Below are 14,305 nucleotides of genomic sequence, written 5' to 3' on the forward strand. Positions count from 1 at the left end.
TAACAAGCCGTCTTGAAGCAAGACACCTTACGCGTCACCGGTAACCACGCCGACAAAGGGGAGTTCGCGGAAGGCGTAGGCGACATCCATGCCGTAGCCGACAACGAAATAATCGGGGCACTCGAAGCCCACATAGTCTGCTTCCAGCTGTTCCTTACGCTTGACTCGCTTGTCGAGCAGCACGGCGATGGTAACGTTGCGTGCACCGCGCTCATAGAGCAGTTCCTTGGCAAACAGTAGCGTGCGGCCGGATTCGAGGATGTCGTCGATGAGCAGAACGTCACGGTCCTTCACGTCGCTGTCGATGTCCTTAACGATGCGCACGCCCTGCGAAACCGTGCCCGCGCCGTAGCTTGAGAGCGTAATGAATTCCACCTCGGGAGCAAGGCCTGTATCATGCAGGGCGCGCAGCAGATCGGCCGCGAAGATGAACGAGCCCTTGAGCACGGCAATGACCAGCAGATCCTTCGTCGGGCCGGCGGCGATATCCTGCGCCATGGAATGATTGCGCTCGGCAATCTGCTCGGCAGTGAAGAGCGGCTCGATGTTTTTTCCGCGCACGACAGGCATAAAGGCTTGCTCCACAAAAAGAAGGGTAAGCCGTTAGCACATTAATTCCGTCGAAACACCCCGGAAGGACAGGTTTTCCCACCGATCGACCTAAAAACGCCACTCGGCGCTCAAGGCATGAAGGAAAGCCTGATATCCGGCACCTTGCCGCCGGCATGCTGAACACGGGCCGAAAAACCGCGGCTTTGCCCGGCATAAATGGCATCCGTCGGCGGCGTGATGACGATGCTCGCCATCAGCCGCTCATCGGTCACGAGATCGGCGCGGATAGGCCGCACCGATTGCGTCACACCGCTCTCATTCTCGATGATGCCGTTGATGAGCAGGATGCGCATGCCATTGGCATCGCGCGGCGTGATCGTGACATGCGAGAAGTGAAGGCCGGCGGCGGAAGCCTCCCCCCGCGAAAGGCCGGAGAACCCACCGGCAAGCCCGAAGACCAGAACGAAGAGCGAAATCACCAGTGCCGCAAAACCGCGCAGCGACGCACGTTGCAGCCAGATCTCCGTACCACGGAGGATCGCGGCGGCAGCAGCAAACAGGACCGGCGGCTGGGTGTTGGGTGGGGCGCTGCGACGGCGTTTGTCGTTATGGGTCGTGTCGCGGGCACCGGCAGATGCGCCTTGCGGCCGCGCCTTACCGACAACAATGAACTCGGCATCGGCAACGTCATCCCTGCGCGGCAAGCGTCGGGTCCGTCGGATAGTTGGTTCCGGCGGCAGAAAATCATAGGCCCGGCCGGCGGTCTGTCGTCTGAAGGAGGATGCTTCCATGGTGGCGACCTCTCGGATGTCCACATGGTTTCACTGCTCAAGACAATCTTGGCATTGAAACGAATCCGCCCCAGTCGTAAATTTCAATAGTTAATGCTTCGCAAAGATCGCCATCAAACGGGCGTCTTTTCGGCAAAATTTACCTGCTGTTAACGGTGTTGGTTAACAAGTCATGCGGTGAAACCACGAAAGACTGAGCTGCCCGTTGATCCACTTTGAGAATGTCGGTTTGCGATATGGCATGGGTCCGGAAATTCTCCGGGACCTGACCTTCGACATCCCGAAAAAGTCCTTCCAGTTTCTGACCGGCCCTTCCGGTGCCGGCAAGACCACGCTGCTGCGCCTGCTCTTCATGTCGCTGCAGCCGACACGCGGCCTGATCCGCATGTTCGGCCGCGACATCTCCGAGATCCCGCGCCCTGAGTTGCCGCTGCTGCGCCGTCGTGTTGGCATCGTCTTTCAGGATTTCCGCCTTCTCGACCACCTGACGACATATGAGAATGTCGCCCTGCCGCTTCGCGTGCGTGGCAAGGACGAGAGCACCTACAAGACCGACGTGCTGGACCTGCTGAAATGGGTTGGCCTCGGCGAACGCATCAATGTTCTGCCGCCGGTACTATCAGGCGGTGAGAAACAACGCGCCGCGATCGCCCGCGCGCTGATGGACCGGCCGGAAGTGTTGCTTGCCGACGAACCGACCGGCAATGTTGACCCGCCGATGGCCAAGCGCCTGCTGAACCTCTTCATGGAACTCAACCGTCTGGGCACCGCAGTGGTGATCGCCACCCACGATCTCTCGCTGATGGACCAGGTGGAAGCCCGCCGCATGATTCTCTCGGAAGGGCATCTCGATATTTATGACTAAGACGCCCACCAGGACCCGCGCGAAAAAGGCACCTGCCGCCGTTGCTGCCCAGCAGCCCAAGCGGCCGGAGATGCGCGTGCGCCCGACGGCGCCGATCCTGCCGCCGACGAATATTCAGGGCAATGCGCTGATGGTGGTGATCGCCATCATGGCTTTCCTGGCCTGCCTGACACTCGGCGGCGTCAGCATGGTCCGCTCGACGGCGGCGAGTTGGGAAAGCCAGATTTCCCGGGAGATTACCATCCAGATCAAACCTGACGATAATCTGGATATGGACAAGGCCCTGATTAAGGCCCGCGATATTGCCCTGACCTTCGTCGGCACCAAGAGCGGCCAGATCGTTGACGAGGCCGCCACGGCGCGCCTTCTCGAGCCCTGGCTCGGCAGCGGACTGGATATCAAGGAACTGCCCGTGCCGCGTCTCGTCATCATCACCATCGATGAGAGCCGTCCGCCGGACTTCGCAGCGATGCGGGATCTTCTGAAAGAGAGCATTCCGCAGGCTTTTCTCGACGATCACCGCACCTGGGTTGACCGCCTGGTTGCGATGGCCCGCACCACCGTCATGATCGGCACCGGCATCCTGCTGCTCGTCTTCACCGCCATGGTGCTGACGGTGGTCTTCGCCACACGCGGGGTACTCTCCGGCAACCGCCACATCATCGAAGTGCTGCATTTCGTCGGCGCGGAGAGCTCCTTCGTCGCAACGGAATTCCAGAAGCATTTCCTGAAGATCAGCCTCAAAGGCTCGGCAATCGGCAGCGCACTGGCCGCACTCTTCTTCGCCGCAGCAGGCTTTCTGCAGAGCAGGACCATCGCCACACCCGAGACCGATCAGGCGACAGCTCTTTTCGGCACCTTTTCGGTCGGGGCGCTCGGCTATCTCGGCATCTTCGCGACTATGATTGTAATCGCATTGCTGACGACCGTGACCGCACGGCTCACCGTCATGCGCACGATCTATGAAATCGATACATTGCGCTCCGATCCGACGCGTGCGGACGGTATCGCGAATTAGATACCGCCATGCCGTTTTGCCATGAAAGCGTCTGTTCTGCGCCGCAATCAGCGTATAATCACGACTCATGACGATGGGCCATACGACACGCAATCCGATTCGCCCGGACCCGGAGCTGGATGGCCCCGATAGCGTCTCGCCGCGGCGTGGCCCGATTCGCCGCGTCTTGCGCTGGCTGGGCTTTTCCTGCGTGTTGATCGCCGCGCTGATCTTCGGCGGCTTTTTGCGCTTTGCAGATTCGGTGACGACCCTGAAGCCACCTGCCGAGCCGCGGGCCGACGCGATCATCGTGCTGACCGGCGGCTACCAGCGCATCGATCAGGCCGTAGAACTCCTGCAGAAAGGCGCAGGCAAGCGGCTGTTGATATCGGGCGCGCACCCCTCCACCACGCCAACGCAGATCCGCAAGATGACTCAAGGCTCGGCCGATCTCTTCTCCTGCTGCGTCGACATCGGTTACGACGCGCTCGATACGATCGGCAATGCAGAGGAAGCCTCGAACTGGATTCATGCCAAGGGCTACAGGAGCATTTTGGTCGTCACCAACAACTACCATATGCCGCGCAGCCTCGCCGAGCTCTCCTATGTCGATCCCGACATTCAATTCATCCCCTATCCTGTCGTCAATTCCGATCTGAAGACGCGCGATTGGTTCACCGATCCGAACGCACTACGCGTCATGCTGGCCGAATACGCCAAGTTGCTGCTGGCAGGTGCGCGCAACATCGTCGGCCTGCGTCATACGGGCTTGCGTTCTGCCAACCTGACCGGCCAGAGCTGAGGCTTTTACCCGCTCCGGCAATCAGACGCTTTTTATGGCGGGCAATATCGTGTAGGTCGGTCGGCGTGACCGTGCCTCGGGAAAGTTTCATGATCGCCCTGCGTTCCGTTCTGTTCAACACGATCTTCTACGCCAACCTCATCATCAGGATGATCGTGCTCTCCCCCTTTTACTTCATCGCGCCGCGCAAGATCGCCTACAGCGTTCCCAAGAACTGGGCGCGCTCGAACCACTGGCTGATGCGAGTGATCGTCGGCACCACGTTCGAGATCGAAGGCCTGGAGAACCTGCCTGACGGCAGCTACATCATTTCACCGAAGCACCAGTCCTTCTGGGACACTTATGCGCTGCTGCCCAACCTCAAGGACCCGGTCTATATCCTCAAGCGCGAGCTGATGTGGATCCCGCTTTTCGGCTGGTATGCCAAGAGGCAGCGCATGATCCCGGTCGACCGCGGCGCCCGCGGCAAGGTGATGGTGGAGGTGCTGAAGCGGACCAAGGAAGAACTTGCGACCGGCCGCCAGCTCATCATCTATCCCGAGGGCACGCGCCGCCCGCCGGGCGCCGAGCCAATGTACAAATATGGCATCGCCCGCATGTATCGCGACCTGCAGCTTCCTGTCGTACCCATCGTCATGCATCCCGGCCTGTTCTGGCCCCGCCGCAGCACCATGCGTTATCCCGGTCATTTCAAGGTGCAGATCCTGCCGCCCATCATGCCCGGCATGGATCCCGACGCCTTCTTTGCCCATCTGATCGACGTGACGGAAAGCGCCAGCGACCAGCTTCTGATCGACACGGTCGAACGCAACCCGCATGTGCCGCTGCCACCGACGGCGGTGGAACGGCTAGCCCAGCTGCGCAAGGCAAAGGCTGCAACGGCTTAAGCGGCGGCGCGCAGCCGCGTGACTTCCTCGACCACCTGTTCCAGCCACTGGTCGCGAATACCCATGTCCTTCAGATGGGAAAGTGTATTGAAGACATAGGCATCGTTCGGCCCTGACTGGCCGACCGACACATTGACGACCCGCGCTGCGGCAAACGCATCCAGCGCGCCGGCGTATTGCTCATGGGCGCGGTCGACGACATAGGCGACCGCCTGCGCGCTGCGGCCTTCCGGAAGTTGCAGCCGCAAATGCTTTTCCAGGTAGACATTGGTGACGAGTTCGCGGGCGCGCAGATAGTCGATGACCTCGTCCCACTTTTCCGGTGCGACGCGAAAAGCCATGCCGCGGCAGGCGCCGCCCCTGTCGAGGCCAAGAACGAGACCGGGATTTTCACGGCTGCCGCGATGAACGAAAGAACGGACGCAAAGCGAGCGCCGATAGCCGTAAACCAGGGCTTGCGATCGCTCTACGAATTCGAAGCCCGGATTCCACATCAACGAGCCGTAGCCAAATACCCAAAATTCGTCCATATCGCACGCCAGATCAAAATCAGATTTCGTTTTCACCATTGGAGAACATCATGGCAGCGTCAAGCCAATCCGGCAGCGGCCAATACCGCAGCGGTAGGAAATTCTGGTTGCTGGGCGGCGCCATTCTTCTGGTGATCGCGCTTTATACGGGCGGCTGGTTCTATGCGGCCTCCGCGCTGAAACAGACCGTGCTGACCGCAATCGCACCCCGCGCCGATGCTGGCGTCAGTGGCGAGTGCTCCGGCATCGAATTCCGCGGCTTTCCTTTCCGCATCGGACTTTTTTGCTCCAAGGTGGATGTGGACGATAATGTGAACGGCATCTCGGCCACCTTCGGGGCGCTTCGCTCCGCCGCCCAGGTCTATGCCCCCGGCCATATCGTCTGGGAACTCGACGCGCCGGCCGAAATCCGCACCGCGCAGGGCCTGACGGTCAATGCCCAATGGGACAATCTGCAATCGAGCCTCACGACCAAGGCGCAGGGCATCGACCGCACCTCGACCGTGATTGATGGATTGAAAGCGGTGGCCGTCTCCTCCTTCACCGGACAGACCGTGAATTTCGATGCCGCCCGCACCGAAATCCACCTGCGGCAGAACGGAGCGGATCTCGACGGCGCAATCTCGGTCGAAAACTCCAATGCCGCGATCAAGGACTGGCCCCAGGTCTTCCCGAAATTCTCCGCCAGCGCCGATCTGACGCTAACAGGCAAAGCCGGTATGATCGACGGCACCGACAAAGAGGGTATCCACGGCTCGCAGGGTGAGCTTCGCCGGATCGTCGCCGATATCGGCGACGGCAAGGTGATGACCGTCTCCGGCCCCTTCGCCTTCGACGAACAGGGCTTCCTTTCCGGCAAGTTCAAGCTGGAGATCGAACAGCTCGGCCCGTGGGGCACAAGCATCAAGCAAGCCTTTCCCGAGGTGGCTTCGACCGTCGATACGGCAACGAAGCTCCTGAAGGCACTTGCCGGCGGTGGCGACAAGGTTTCCGTCGATCTCGTCGTCGATCACGGCAACGCAACGGTGAGCGGCTTCATCCCGCTCGGCAAGATCCCGCCGATCTAACCGATCGTCTTGAGGAAAAACACTTCCGGCACCGTCTGGATGCCGGGGAGTCCGATCGATCCTGTCTCGGAAAAGCCGTTGCGCCGATGCCAGTCCTGCGGGCGGCTCTCGTCGCATTCGCTCGACGTCATCAGGAGACGCGCGCCGCTCTCGCGCATTTCCTTCTCCCAGGTGAGAAACAGTGCCGTCCCGACGCCGGACCGGCGATGGCCATCCAGCACGCGGATCATTTCCATGTAGGGGATCCTGCCCCAAAAGCGGGAGAAACGCAGGAAGCCGACAATCTCAGCCTGCTCGCGGGCGATCAGATATTCGCCGAGATCGATGCAGCGAGAAATCCAGGCCTCGCCGACATGGCTGTCTTCGCGGAACAGCCATTCCTTGTCTTTCCGGCCCGGTTTCGCGATCTCCACCACGAGACTATTTCTTTTCCAGCAGATGCGGACGACCGAAGTCCGGCGCATCCACATCCTGGCCCGCCTGGACGATCGAGCGGCGGATGGCGCGGGTGCGGGTAAAGAGTTCGAAGATCTTGTCGCCCTCGCCCCAGCGGATCGCCCGCTGCAGATAGGCAAGGTCCTCCGAGAAACGCGCCAGCATTTCCAGGATCGCATCGCGGTTATGCAGGCAGACATCGCGCCACATCGTCGGATCGGAGGCTGCGAGACGCGTGAAATCGCGGAAGCCGGAGGCGGAATATTTGATGACTTCCGATTCCGTTACGGTCTCAAGATCGTCAGCCGTGCCGACAATATTGTAGGCTATGAGATGTGGGAGATGGGAGACGATGGCGAGCACCTTGTCGTGGTGCTGGGCGTCCATCTCATCGACCTTGGAGCCGAGCGCTTCCCAGAAGCTGCGAAGCGTCTTCAGCGCGGTCGGATCGGTTCCTTCGAGCGGCGTCAAGATGCACCAGCGTCCCTCGAACAGGCCGGGAAAGCCTGCATCCGGGCCGGACTTTTCCGTACCTGCGATCGGGTGGCCGGCAATGAAATGCACGTAGTCAGGCATATGCGGCTGCATCTGCGCGATCACGGAAGCCTTCGTGGAACCGACGTCAGTGACGATCGCGCCAGGCTTGAGGGTATTGGCGATCTCCTTCGCCACGCTTTCGGAAGCGCCGACCGGCACCGATACGATAACGAGATCAGCGTCCTTTACCGCGTCGGCAGAGGAGGTCGTGTAACGATCGCCGAGATCAAGCTCTTCGGCGCGCTTCAGCGTCTCGGCGCTCCGCGTAGCAACGACGATTTCATTGGCAAGGCCCAGGCGCCTGATGTCATGGGCAAGGGAGGAGCCGATCAGGCCGATACCGATCAGGGTGATGCGATTAAACTGGACTGTCATGCCTTGCGTCCCATGAATTCGCCGAGCGCCTCGATGACACCGCGATTGGCCTCTTCAGGACCGATGCTCATACGTAGAGAGTTCGGAAAGCCGTATGCGCGAACCGCGCGCAGAATATAGCCGCGGCCCGTCAGGAATGCATCGGCATCGGCGGCCCGCTTGCCATCGGCATCAGGGAAATGAATGAGAACGAAATTGGTGACCGACGGGGTGACCTTGAGGCCGAGAGCTTCAAAAGCATCCGTCAGCTTCTCTATCCACAGCTGATTGAAGGACACAGCGTCCTGAACGAAGGATTGGTCGCGGATCGCTGCAGCGCCCGCCGCGATCGCCGGCGCATTCATGTTGAATGGCGCGCGCACACGCTGCAGCGCATCGACGATATCGGCCGGCGCATAAATCCAGCCGATGCGCAGCGCCGCGAGGCCATAGGCCTTCGAGAAGGTGCGGGTCATGACGACGTTTGCATTCGAGGAGACGACCTCGATACCGGCCTCGTAATCGTTGCGGCGGACATATTCCGCATAGGCCGCATCGAGCACGAGGATAACGTGCTTCGGCAACCCGGCCTGCAGGCGGCGGATTTCGCTGACCGGAATATAGGTGCCCGTCGGATTGCCGGGATTGGCGATGAAAACGATCTTCGTCTTCTCCGTCACCGCCGCAAGGATCGAATCCACGTCCACGGTATGGTCTTTTTCCTTGACCACAACAGGCGTCGCACCTGCCGCCATGGTCTGGATCTTATAGATGAGGAAGCCGTGCTCGGTTACGATGCTCTCGTCGCCGGGACCGAGATAGACATGGCAGAGCAGGCCGAGCAATTCGTCGGAACCATTGCCGCAAAGGATGTTTGCCGGGTTGAGGCCATGCACGGCGGCAATCGCCCCACGCAGCTCACGCGCCTGTCCATCAGGATAGCGCTCGAGATTGTCTGCGGCCGCCTTGAATGCGGCGATCGCTTTGGGGCTCGCACCGAGTGGCGTCTCGTTGGAGGAGAGCTTGTAGACGCGGGCCACGCCCGGCGCATGCTCCTTGCCGGGCACATAGGCAGCGATTTCAAGAATACCGGGACGCGGAACGGGCTTGCTCTTCTCAATGCTCATGGATCGACCTTGGAAATTGCCGCAAAGCCGGCGAAAGACTTGAGTGCAATTAAAGCGGAATGGCGATTTTGTCGAGTGCTGCAGCGCTTAGCGGCTGCGTGTGGTCGGCACCCCGTGCGGCGCAAGCACGGGCACAAAAACACGTCGCGAGGCGCGTGCGGCGACCGGCAGGCCCTGATAGAGCCGCTTCTGCGCCTCGACGATGATGACGCCCGAAAAAGCCGGCCAGAGCGTGCGGCCGATCCGCTCGAAGCCGCGGCGCAGGCGCAGCACGGCGCGCAGTTTCGACGGCGGGAAGAATAGCGCCTCGGCTGTGGCGCCCGGCGTGAAGTTGGTCTCGCGCAGCAGATGGGTCAGCTGGCCGCGCGAATAGGGTCGACCCGAACCGAAAGGTGTATGTTCCATGCGCGCCCAGACCCCGCGGCGGTTTGGCACGACGATCACGAGCCGCCCGCCCGGCGCCAGCACCCGCCAGAGTTCCTTCAGGGTCTCGCGTGGGCTTTCGGCAAATTCCAGGGAATGCACCATCAGCACCCGGTCGATCGAGGAATCCGGCAGCGGCAATTCCTCGTCAAAGATCAATGCGGTGGAAGAAAGCGAACCGACAGGCCAGTTCACGGCCCCTTGTCCCGCGGGCATGAAAGCGAAGGTGCGTTCCGTGTCGGCCTGGAACCGGTCGAGGAAGGGCACGGAATAACCAATGCCCACAAGCCGCTCCTGCGGCAGGCGCACCCAGAGCGACGACAGCGCCATGGCAATCGACTGCTCGGCCATGTGTCCAAGCTCAGAATGATAGAATTGGCGAAGGTCGACGATATCGGCGTGCATTATGCCAAATGTTATCAGTGACCGGTTGGACTTCAAGGCCGGAACCTCTACATTCCCGGTCAGTTCGAGGGATAAGGGACTATTTGAACGATGAAACCTTTGGAATTAGAAGTTTTTCTCTGCCGCAGCGACAATTTCGGCGTTCTCGTCCACGACCCTGAAACCGGACAGACCGCCTCGATCGATGCGCCCGATGCGGCGGCCGTCGAAGCCGCTGCCGTGCGCCGCGGCTGGAACATCACCCATATCTTCACGACCCATCACCATATCGACCATGTGGAAGGCAATCTGGCGCTGAAGGAACAGTACGGCCTGGAGATCATCGGTCCGGTCAACGAAGCGGTGGCAATCCCCGGCCTCGACAAGACGATGGGCGATGGCGACAGCTTCCTCTTTGGCGATCACACGATCAACGTCATCGAAACGCCCGGCCATACGGCAGGCCATATCTGCTACCACTTTGCCGACGACAAGCTGCTCTTTGCCGCCGACACGCTGTTTGCGCTCGGCTGCGGCCGTCTGTTCGAGCGTCCCGCTGCCGACATGTGGCATTCGCTGCAGAAGCTTGCGGTCCTGCCGGACGAAACTGCCGTTTATTTCGGCCATGAATATACGCTTTCCAACGCCCGTTTTGCGGTCACCATCGATCCCGGTAACGAGCGCCTGAAAAGCCGTGCGGCGGAAATCGAGGCATTGCGCGCCGAAGGCAAGTTCACCATTCCGACAACGCTGGCGCTCGAAAAGGAAACCAATCCCTTCCTGCGTGCGGCCGATCCTGCCATCCGCCGCAACCTGCTGATGGAGGGCAAGACCAACGAAGAGGTCTTTACCGAAATCCGCAAGCGCAAGGACAATTTCTAGGACATGACCGGAAAAGAGCTCACCCCCGAGAAGATCATCCGCGAGCTTAGCATGCAGCCGCACCCCGAAGGCGGCTGGTATGCACAGACCTTCCGCGATACCAATGGCGGCGAACGCGGCCATTCGACGGCGATCTATTATTTGCTCGCAAGGGGAGAGCGCTCGCACTGGCACCGTGTCCATGATGCGGCAGAGGTCTGGCACTACTATGCCGGCGCCCCGCTCGCGCTGCACCGCTCCGGAGACGGTCGCCACAGCGAGACGCTGAAGCTCGGCACGGATATTGCCGGCGGTGAGCGGCCACAGGCCATCATCCCTGCCAATTGGTGGCAATCGGCCGAAACGCTCGGCGACTATACGCTGGTCGGCTGCACGGTGGCGCCCGGCTTCGAATTCTCCAAATTCGAGATGGCGCCGCCTGACTGGAAGCCCGGCGCTTAAGCTTGTTCCGCCACCGGCTGCACCTGCGGCTTGCGGCGGAACATTTCTTGCGCTGCCAGCACCGCGCCGCCGGTGATCAGCAGGCAGGCAAGCACAATACGCCAACTGGGCTCGGCAATACCGAAGACGGTCAGGATCAGCGTCGACAGCAGCGGCGCGGCATAACTTGCGGCACCGAGGATCTGGATATCGCCGTTCTTGACGCCATAATCCCAGGCATAGAAGGCGGCCCCAACGGGGAAAAGGCCGAGGCCGACCACGGCAAGCCATTCGAAGTTTGTCTCCGGCCACACCGTTGTCTCAAGTCCCAGATGGCAGAACAGCGAAAGTACCGATGTCGCAAGGCAGAAGCCGGTGACGACATCGGTCGAGACGGCGTCGAAACGCCGCGTCAGCAGCGAATAGCCGGACCAGGTGAAGGCACAGAGGAAAGCCGCCCCATAACCGACGGCATAGGCGCCATCGAAATCGATGCCGTTGCGCCCGACGATCATGAAGGTGCCGCATAGACCGGCCAGAGCGCCGACAATGTGATACCAGCGCAGCCTCTCGCCCGGCAGCAGCGCCGAACCGACGACGATCAGCAATGGCCAAAGATAGGCAATCAAACCCGCCTCGACGGCCGGCGCATTCCTGAGCGCCGTGAAATAGAGGAAGTGATAGCCGAACAGACCGGCAATGCCCGTGATCCAGACCTTTGCCGGCTGCTTCAGGAGGGCGATACGCGACGGATTGAGGATGAGCACGAGAATGCCGGGAATACTGCCGATGGCAAAACAGATGGTCGAAAGCTGGAACGGTGGCATCTTGCCGGAGGCGGCCGTAAAAAGCGCCAGGAATGACCACATCAGAATGGCCGTAAAACCGATCAACGTCGCCCGAAGTTTCACTCGTCCCCCTCGCGGAGACTTACGAAGGCTCCGTCAGCTGTTCCCGCCGTATTTCACAGCCGTGATCGTCACCGTCCCGTATTCCGTGGGAATGCGGACGTAGACCGGAGCATATACATTTGCCGCCTGCGCCTTGGCAAACCAGATTTCCATGCGATTGCTCTTGCTGAGGTAGACGAGATCCTTGCGGCCCTTTTTGTAGCCGGAGCGCGGAATGAAGCGCACGCCGCAGACGGTCGCCTTGCCCTTGAAGCCGTCGGTCGAAAAATTCTCATCGCCCTTCGGCGAAAGCACGAGGTCCATGCGCGTCTCGCCATCGAAGATCGGCAGCTTCTGTGAGCAGACGTCGGTATCGCCCGTGAAGATAAGGCCTGAGATCGGGTCAAGCACGGCGCGCATATCGCCCTCTGTTACCGGAATCCATTCCTTTGGCCGGCGCGGCTCCGGTGTCGTCGTGGCCGAAACGATATTGCCGTTGCGGTAGCTGACCTCATAGGTGCGAACCTTTTTGCCGGTCTTGTAATAGAGGACGTATTTTGCAGCCTGCAGCCGGTCATCGCGCACCACCCCGGTAACGCTGGTCTTGGCCAGAATATCGGTGACGAGATCAGCAAGGCCGGCCGATTTGATGTCGCCGTCGATTTTGTAGCTGTGATCGTCTTCTATCTTGGTAAGAAAGGCCGCCCGCGCAATCGTCAGGCCGGCAAGGGCCACCCTGTATTCCGTACGGTGCTGTATTTCGCTCGCACCGGCCGGCAAGGCCAGAAGAGCCGCAAGTGCCGAAACTAGAATCCGTCTGCCCAGATGAGCCATGGTGAGCGCCTTGTCTTGCCGGGCTGCTTGCGCCCTTGCACTTCGGTCTATACTCCTGCCGCATTGCGAAGAAAACAGCAGCTTTTTGACAGAATTGCGGGAAAGGCCAAGGTTTGGCTTGACGCGCGCGGCCTGCCTGACTATAGAACCGCAACTTTCCAATCATGGCCTGATGGATTGCGCAGTCGGTTTTTGCCGGATTGTCATTCGATGGCCCGAGAAAAACAAGAATAGGTGTTCCATGTCCCGCGTGTGCGAATTGTCCGGCAAGGCAGTCCTGACTGGTAACAATGTCAGCCATGCCAACAACAAGACCAAGCGCCGGTTCCTCCCGAACCTGTGCCAGGTTACGCTGATCTCCGACGCGCTCGGCCAGCGTTACCGTCTTCGCGTTTCGGCTGCTGCTCTTCGTTCCGTCGAGCATCGTGGCGGCCTCGATGCCTTCCTGCTGAAGGCTAACGAAGGCGAACTTTCGATGCGCGCTCGGCTGCTGCGTCGTCAGATCGTCAAGAAGACCGCAGAAGCGGCAGTTGCTGCTGCTTAAGGTTCGGCCCCAAAGCCGCTACCCAAGTCTTCCAAAGGCTTTCAAAGGCTTGAACGGATAATATCCGCACGAGCCTTTTGCTTTGCCGGCCTGGCTCTAATTCCAGGCTGAAATCTCACTCGAACTGGTGGCATCACCCAGGATAAAAAAATGCTGACGACCCGCCATACCCTTATCTATGTCGCCCTGATGACGCTCGTCGTCGTCGCCTCCAACTTTCTCGTTCAGTTTCCGCTGAACGCCACGGTTGCCGGCATCAATCTCGCCGACATCCTCACCTGGGGCGCCTTCTCCTATCCGATCGCCTTCCTGATCACCGACCTGACGAACCGCCAGTTCGGTCCGCAGGCTGCGCGCAGGGTGGTCTTCGCCGGCTTTGTCGTCGGTGTCGCCCTTTCCTTTTTCACCTCGGTTCCGCGTATCGCAATCGCCTCCGGCTCGGCCTATCTTGCCGGCCAGCTTCTCGATATCGCCGTCTTCAACCACCTGCGTCGTCAGGCCTGGTGGCGCGCGCCGCTCGTCGGCTCGCTGATCGGCTCGGCGCTGGATACGGTGATGTTCTTCTCGCTGTCCTTTGCCGCCTTCTTCGTTTTCCTCGGTCCGAACGAGCCCTTTGCGCTGGAAAACGCGCCGATCTTCGGCGTCCTCTCGGCGGAAGCTCCGCGCTGGATCTCCTGGGCGCTTGGTGATTTCTCGGTGAAGATGCTCGTCGGCCTGGTGATGCTGCTGCCCTATGGCGCGCTGATGAACGTGCTGCGTCCTGTGCAGGCGGCCACAACGCGGTAACGTCGCGCCGCGATCCCTCATCGTTGGATCGGCGACAGGGCCTTCGGCACCAGATCGCTCCTGTTTACCAATCCATGCTTTGTATCCTCGCCGCTCGGTTCGGCGAGAGCCACTTCTGGTCAAGCGATCCAGGAAAACGCTCCGACCATGAAGGATGGATGGACTGGCTGCGGTCCCCTCTGCAGCCAGTCTTCCTGA

18 protein-coding genes are annotated in these 14,305 nt (G+C 60.4%); 9 read left to right on the forward strand and 9 right to left on the reverse strand.

The window, feature by feature from the left end:
• Nucleotides 1-27: 27 nt before the first annotated feature.
• Complete coding sequence (hpt, locus tag AC1DNW_RS06465; RefSeq protein ID WP_113299086.1) at nucleotides 28-570, reverse strand: hypoxanthine phosphoribosyltransferase; 543 nt, start codon at nucleotides 568-570, stop codon at nucleotides 28-30.
• 110 nt (nucleotides 571-680) lie between these two features.
• Nucleotides 681-1,343: a hypothetical protein gene (locus AC1DNW_RS06470; protein WP_113308214.1), complete on the reverse strand. Its 663-nt coding sequence runs from the start codon at nucleotides 1,341-1,343 to the stop codon at nucleotides 681-683.
• 205 nt (nucleotides 1,344-1,548) lie between these two features.
• On the opposite strand from AC1DNW_RS06470, the gene ftsE reads away from it, so the two are divergent.
• The 4 genes from ftsE (at nucleotide 1,549) to AC1DNW_RS06490 (ending at nucleotide 4,894) form a co-directional block, all read left to right on the forward strand.
• On the forward strand, nucleotides 1,549-2,208 hold the full coding sequence (ftsE, locus tag AC1DNW_RS06475) for a cell division ATP-binding protein FtsE (RefSeq protein ID WP_113299088.1): 660 nt from the start codon (nucleotides 1,549-1,551) through the stop codon (nucleotides 2,206-2,208).
• A gap of 70 nt (nucleotides 2,209-2,278) precedes the next feature.
• Complete coding sequence (locus AC1DNW_RS06480) at nucleotides 2,279-3,226, forward strand: cell division protein FtsX (RefSeq protein WP_477852280.1); 948 nt, start codon at nucleotides 2,279-2,281, stop codon at nucleotides 3,224-3,226.
• A gap of 67 nt (nucleotides 3,227-3,293) precedes the next feature.
• Complete coding sequence (locus AC1DNW_RS06485) at nucleotides 3,294-4,007, forward strand: YdcF family protein (protein WP_477852241.1); 714 nt, start codon at nucleotides 3,294-3,296, stop codon at nucleotides 4,005-4,007.
• 89 nt (nucleotides 4,008-4,096) lie between these two features.
• On the forward strand, nucleotides 4,097-4,894 hold the full coding sequence (locus AC1DNW_RS06490; protein WP_113308215.1) for a lysophospholipid acyltransferase family protein: 798 nt from the start codon (nucleotides 4,097-4,099) through the stop codon (nucleotides 4,892-4,894).
• Here AC1DNW_RS06490 and AC1DNW_RS06495 read toward each other — a convergent pair.
• On the reverse strand, nucleotides 4,891-5,424 hold the full coding sequence (locus AC1DNW_RS06495) for a gamma-glutamylcyclotransferase (RefSeq protein ID WP_113308216.1): 534 nt from the start codon (nucleotides 5,422-5,424) through the stop codon (nucleotides 4,891-4,893). The two genes, AC1DNW_RS06490 and AC1DNW_RS06495, sit on opposite strands and share 4 nt — an antisense overlap.
• 50 nt (nucleotides 5,425-5,474) lie before the next feature.
• Here AC1DNW_RS06495 and AC1DNW_RS06500 point away from each other — a divergent pair, with 50 nt between their 5' ends.
• Complete coding sequence (locus AC1DNW_RS06500) at nucleotides 5,475-6,491, forward strand: DUF2125 domain-containing protein (protein WP_113308217.1); 1,017 nt, start codon at nucleotides 5,475-5,477, stop codon at nucleotides 6,489-6,491.
• Here AC1DNW_RS06500 and AC1DNW_RS06505 read toward each other — a convergent pair.
• From AC1DNW_RS06505 to AC1DNW_RS06520, 4 genes are all read right to left on the reverse strand, one after another.
• A complete protein-coding gene (locus tag AC1DNW_RS06505; protein ID WP_113308218.1) occupies nucleotides 6,488-6,907 on the reverse strand; it encodes a GNAT family N-acetyltransferase in 420 nt (139 codons plus the stop codon). The two genes, AC1DNW_RS06500 and AC1DNW_RS06505, sit on opposite strands and share 4 nt — an antisense overlap.
• A 4-nt stretch (nucleotides 6,908-6,911) precedes the next feature.
• A complete protein-coding gene (locus tag AC1DNW_RS06510) occupies nucleotides 6,912-7,838 on the reverse strand; it encodes a prephenate/arogenate dehydrogenase family protein (RefSeq protein WP_113308219.1) in 927 nt (308 codons plus the stop codon).
• The gene (hisC, locus tag AC1DNW_RS06515) at nucleotides 7,835-8,944 is read right to left on the reverse strand and encodes a histidinol-phosphate transaminase (RefSeq protein WP_113308220.1); all 1,110 of its coding nucleotides are present in this window, start codon (nucleotides 8,942-8,944) and stop codon (nucleotides 7,835-7,837) included. The genes AC1DNW_RS06510 and hisC overlap by 4 nt, the downstream gene beginning before the upstream one ends.
• Before the next feature lie 87 nt (nucleotides 8,945-9,031).
• Entirely contained in the window at nucleotides 9,032-9,808 is a 777-nt protein-coding gene (locus AC1DNW_RS06520; protein WP_113299095.1) for a class I SAM-dependent methyltransferase, read from the reverse strand.
• Nucleotides 9,809-9,862: 54 nt separating this feature from the next.
• Here AC1DNW_RS06520 and gloB point away from each other — a divergent pair, with 54 nt between their 5' ends.
• Both gloB and AC1DNW_RS06530 read left to right on the forward strand, forming a co-directional pair.
• Nucleotides 9,863-10,633, forward strand: coding sequence for a hydroxyacylglutathione hydrolase (gene gloB / locus AC1DNW_RS06525; RefSeq protein ID WP_113299096.1), 771 nt, complete (start codon nucleotides 9,863-9,865; stop codon nucleotides 10,631-10,633).
• Between the two features lie 3 nt (nucleotides 10,634-10,636).
• A complete protein-coding gene (locus AC1DNW_RS06530) occupies nucleotides 10,637-11,074 on the forward strand; it encodes a cupin domain-containing protein (RefSeq protein ID WP_113308221.1) in 438 nt (145 codons plus the stop codon).
• Here AC1DNW_RS06530 and yddG read toward each other — a convergent pair.
• Entirely contained in the window at nucleotides 11,071-11,964 is an 894-nt protein-coding gene (gene yddG, locus AC1DNW_RS06535; protein ID WP_113308222.1) for an aromatic amino acid exporter YddG, read from the reverse strand. The two genes, AC1DNW_RS06530 and yddG, sit on opposite strands and share 4 nt — an antisense overlap.
• A gap of 33 nt (nucleotides 11,965-11,997) precedes the next feature.
• Complete coding sequence (locus tag AC1DNW_RS06540; RefSeq protein ID WP_113308223.1) at nucleotides 11,998-12,777, reverse strand: DUF3108 domain-containing protein; 780 nt, start codon at nucleotides 12,775-12,777, stop codon at nucleotides 11,998-12,000.
• 241 nt (nucleotides 12,778-13,018) lie between these two features.
• On the opposite strand from AC1DNW_RS06540, the gene rpmB reads away from it, so the two are divergent.
• Nucleotides 13,019-13,321, forward strand: coding sequence for a 50S ribosomal protein L28 (gene rpmB / locus AC1DNW_RS06545; protein WP_113299100.1), 303 nt, complete (start codon nucleotides 13,019-13,021; stop codon nucleotides 13,319-13,321).
• 150 nt (nucleotides 13,322-13,471) lie between these two features.
• Entirely contained in the window at nucleotides 13,472-14,107 is a 636-nt protein-coding gene (locus tag AC1DNW_RS06550; protein WP_113308224.1) for a VUT family protein, read from the forward strand.
• Nucleotides 14,108-14,305: the final 198 nt, after the last annotated feature.

This window comes from Rhizobium sp. 05L429 (genome assembly GCF_056397645.1).

Bases quoted from the DNA above. Each gene is read 5' to 3' on its own strand.
- AC1DNW_RS06530 (WP_113308221.1), top strand. From the start codon at position 10,637: ATGACCGGAAAAGAGCTCACCCCCGAGAAGATCATCCGCGAGCTTAGC.
- AC1DNW_RS06550 (WP_113308224.1), top strand. From the start codon at position 13,472: ATGCTGACGACCCGCCATACCCTTATCTATGTCGCCCTGATGACGCTC.
- rpmB (WP_113299100.1), top strand. From the start codon at position 13,019: ATGTCCCGCGTGTGCGAATTGTCCGGCAAGGCAGTCCTGACTGGTAAC.
- hisC (WP_113308220.1), bottom strand. From the start codon at position 8,944: ATGAGCATTGAGAAGAGCAAGCCCGTTCCGCGTCCCGGTATTCTTGAA.
- hpt (WP_113299086.1), bottom strand. From the start codon at position 570: ATGCCTGTCGTGCGCGGAAAAAACATCGAGCCGCTCTTCACTGCCGAG.
- AC1DNW_RS06480 (WP_477852280.1), top strand. From the start codon at position 2,279: ATGCGCGTGCGCCCGACGGCGCCGATCCTGCCGCCGACGAATATTCAG.
- AC1DNW_RS06485 (WP_477852241.1), top strand. From the start codon at position 3,294: ATGACGATGGGCCATACGACACGCAATCCGATTCGCCCGGACCCGGAG.
- AC1DNW_RS06510 (WP_113308219.1), bottom strand. From the start codon at position 7,838: ATGACAGTCCAGTTTAATCGCATCACCCTGATCGGTATCGGCCTGATC.
- AC1DNW_RS06490 (WP_113308215.1), top strand. From the start codon at position 4,097: ATGATCGCCCTGCGTTCCGTTCTGTTCAACACGATCTTCTACGCCAAC.
- AC1DNW_RS06470 (WP_113308214.1), bottom strand. From the start codon at position 1,343: ATGGAAGCATCCTCCTTCAGACGACAGACCGCCGGCCGGGCCTATGAT.
- AC1DNW_RS06540 (WP_113308223.1), bottom strand. From the start codon at position 12,777: ATGGCTCATCTGGGCAGACGGATTCTAGTTTCGGCACTTGCGGCTCTT.
- AC1DNW_RS06500 (WP_113308217.1), top strand. From the start codon at position 5,475: ATGGCAGCGTCAAGCCAATCCGGCAGCGGCCAATACCGCAGCGGTAGG.
- AC1DNW_RS06495 (WP_113308216.1), bottom strand. From the start codon at position 5,424: ATGGACGAATTTTGGGTATTTGGCTACGGCTCGTTGATGTGGAATCCG.
- gloB (WP_113299096.1), top strand. From the start codon at position 9,863: ATGAAACCTTTGGAATTAGAAGTTTTTCTCTGCCGCAGCGACAATTTC.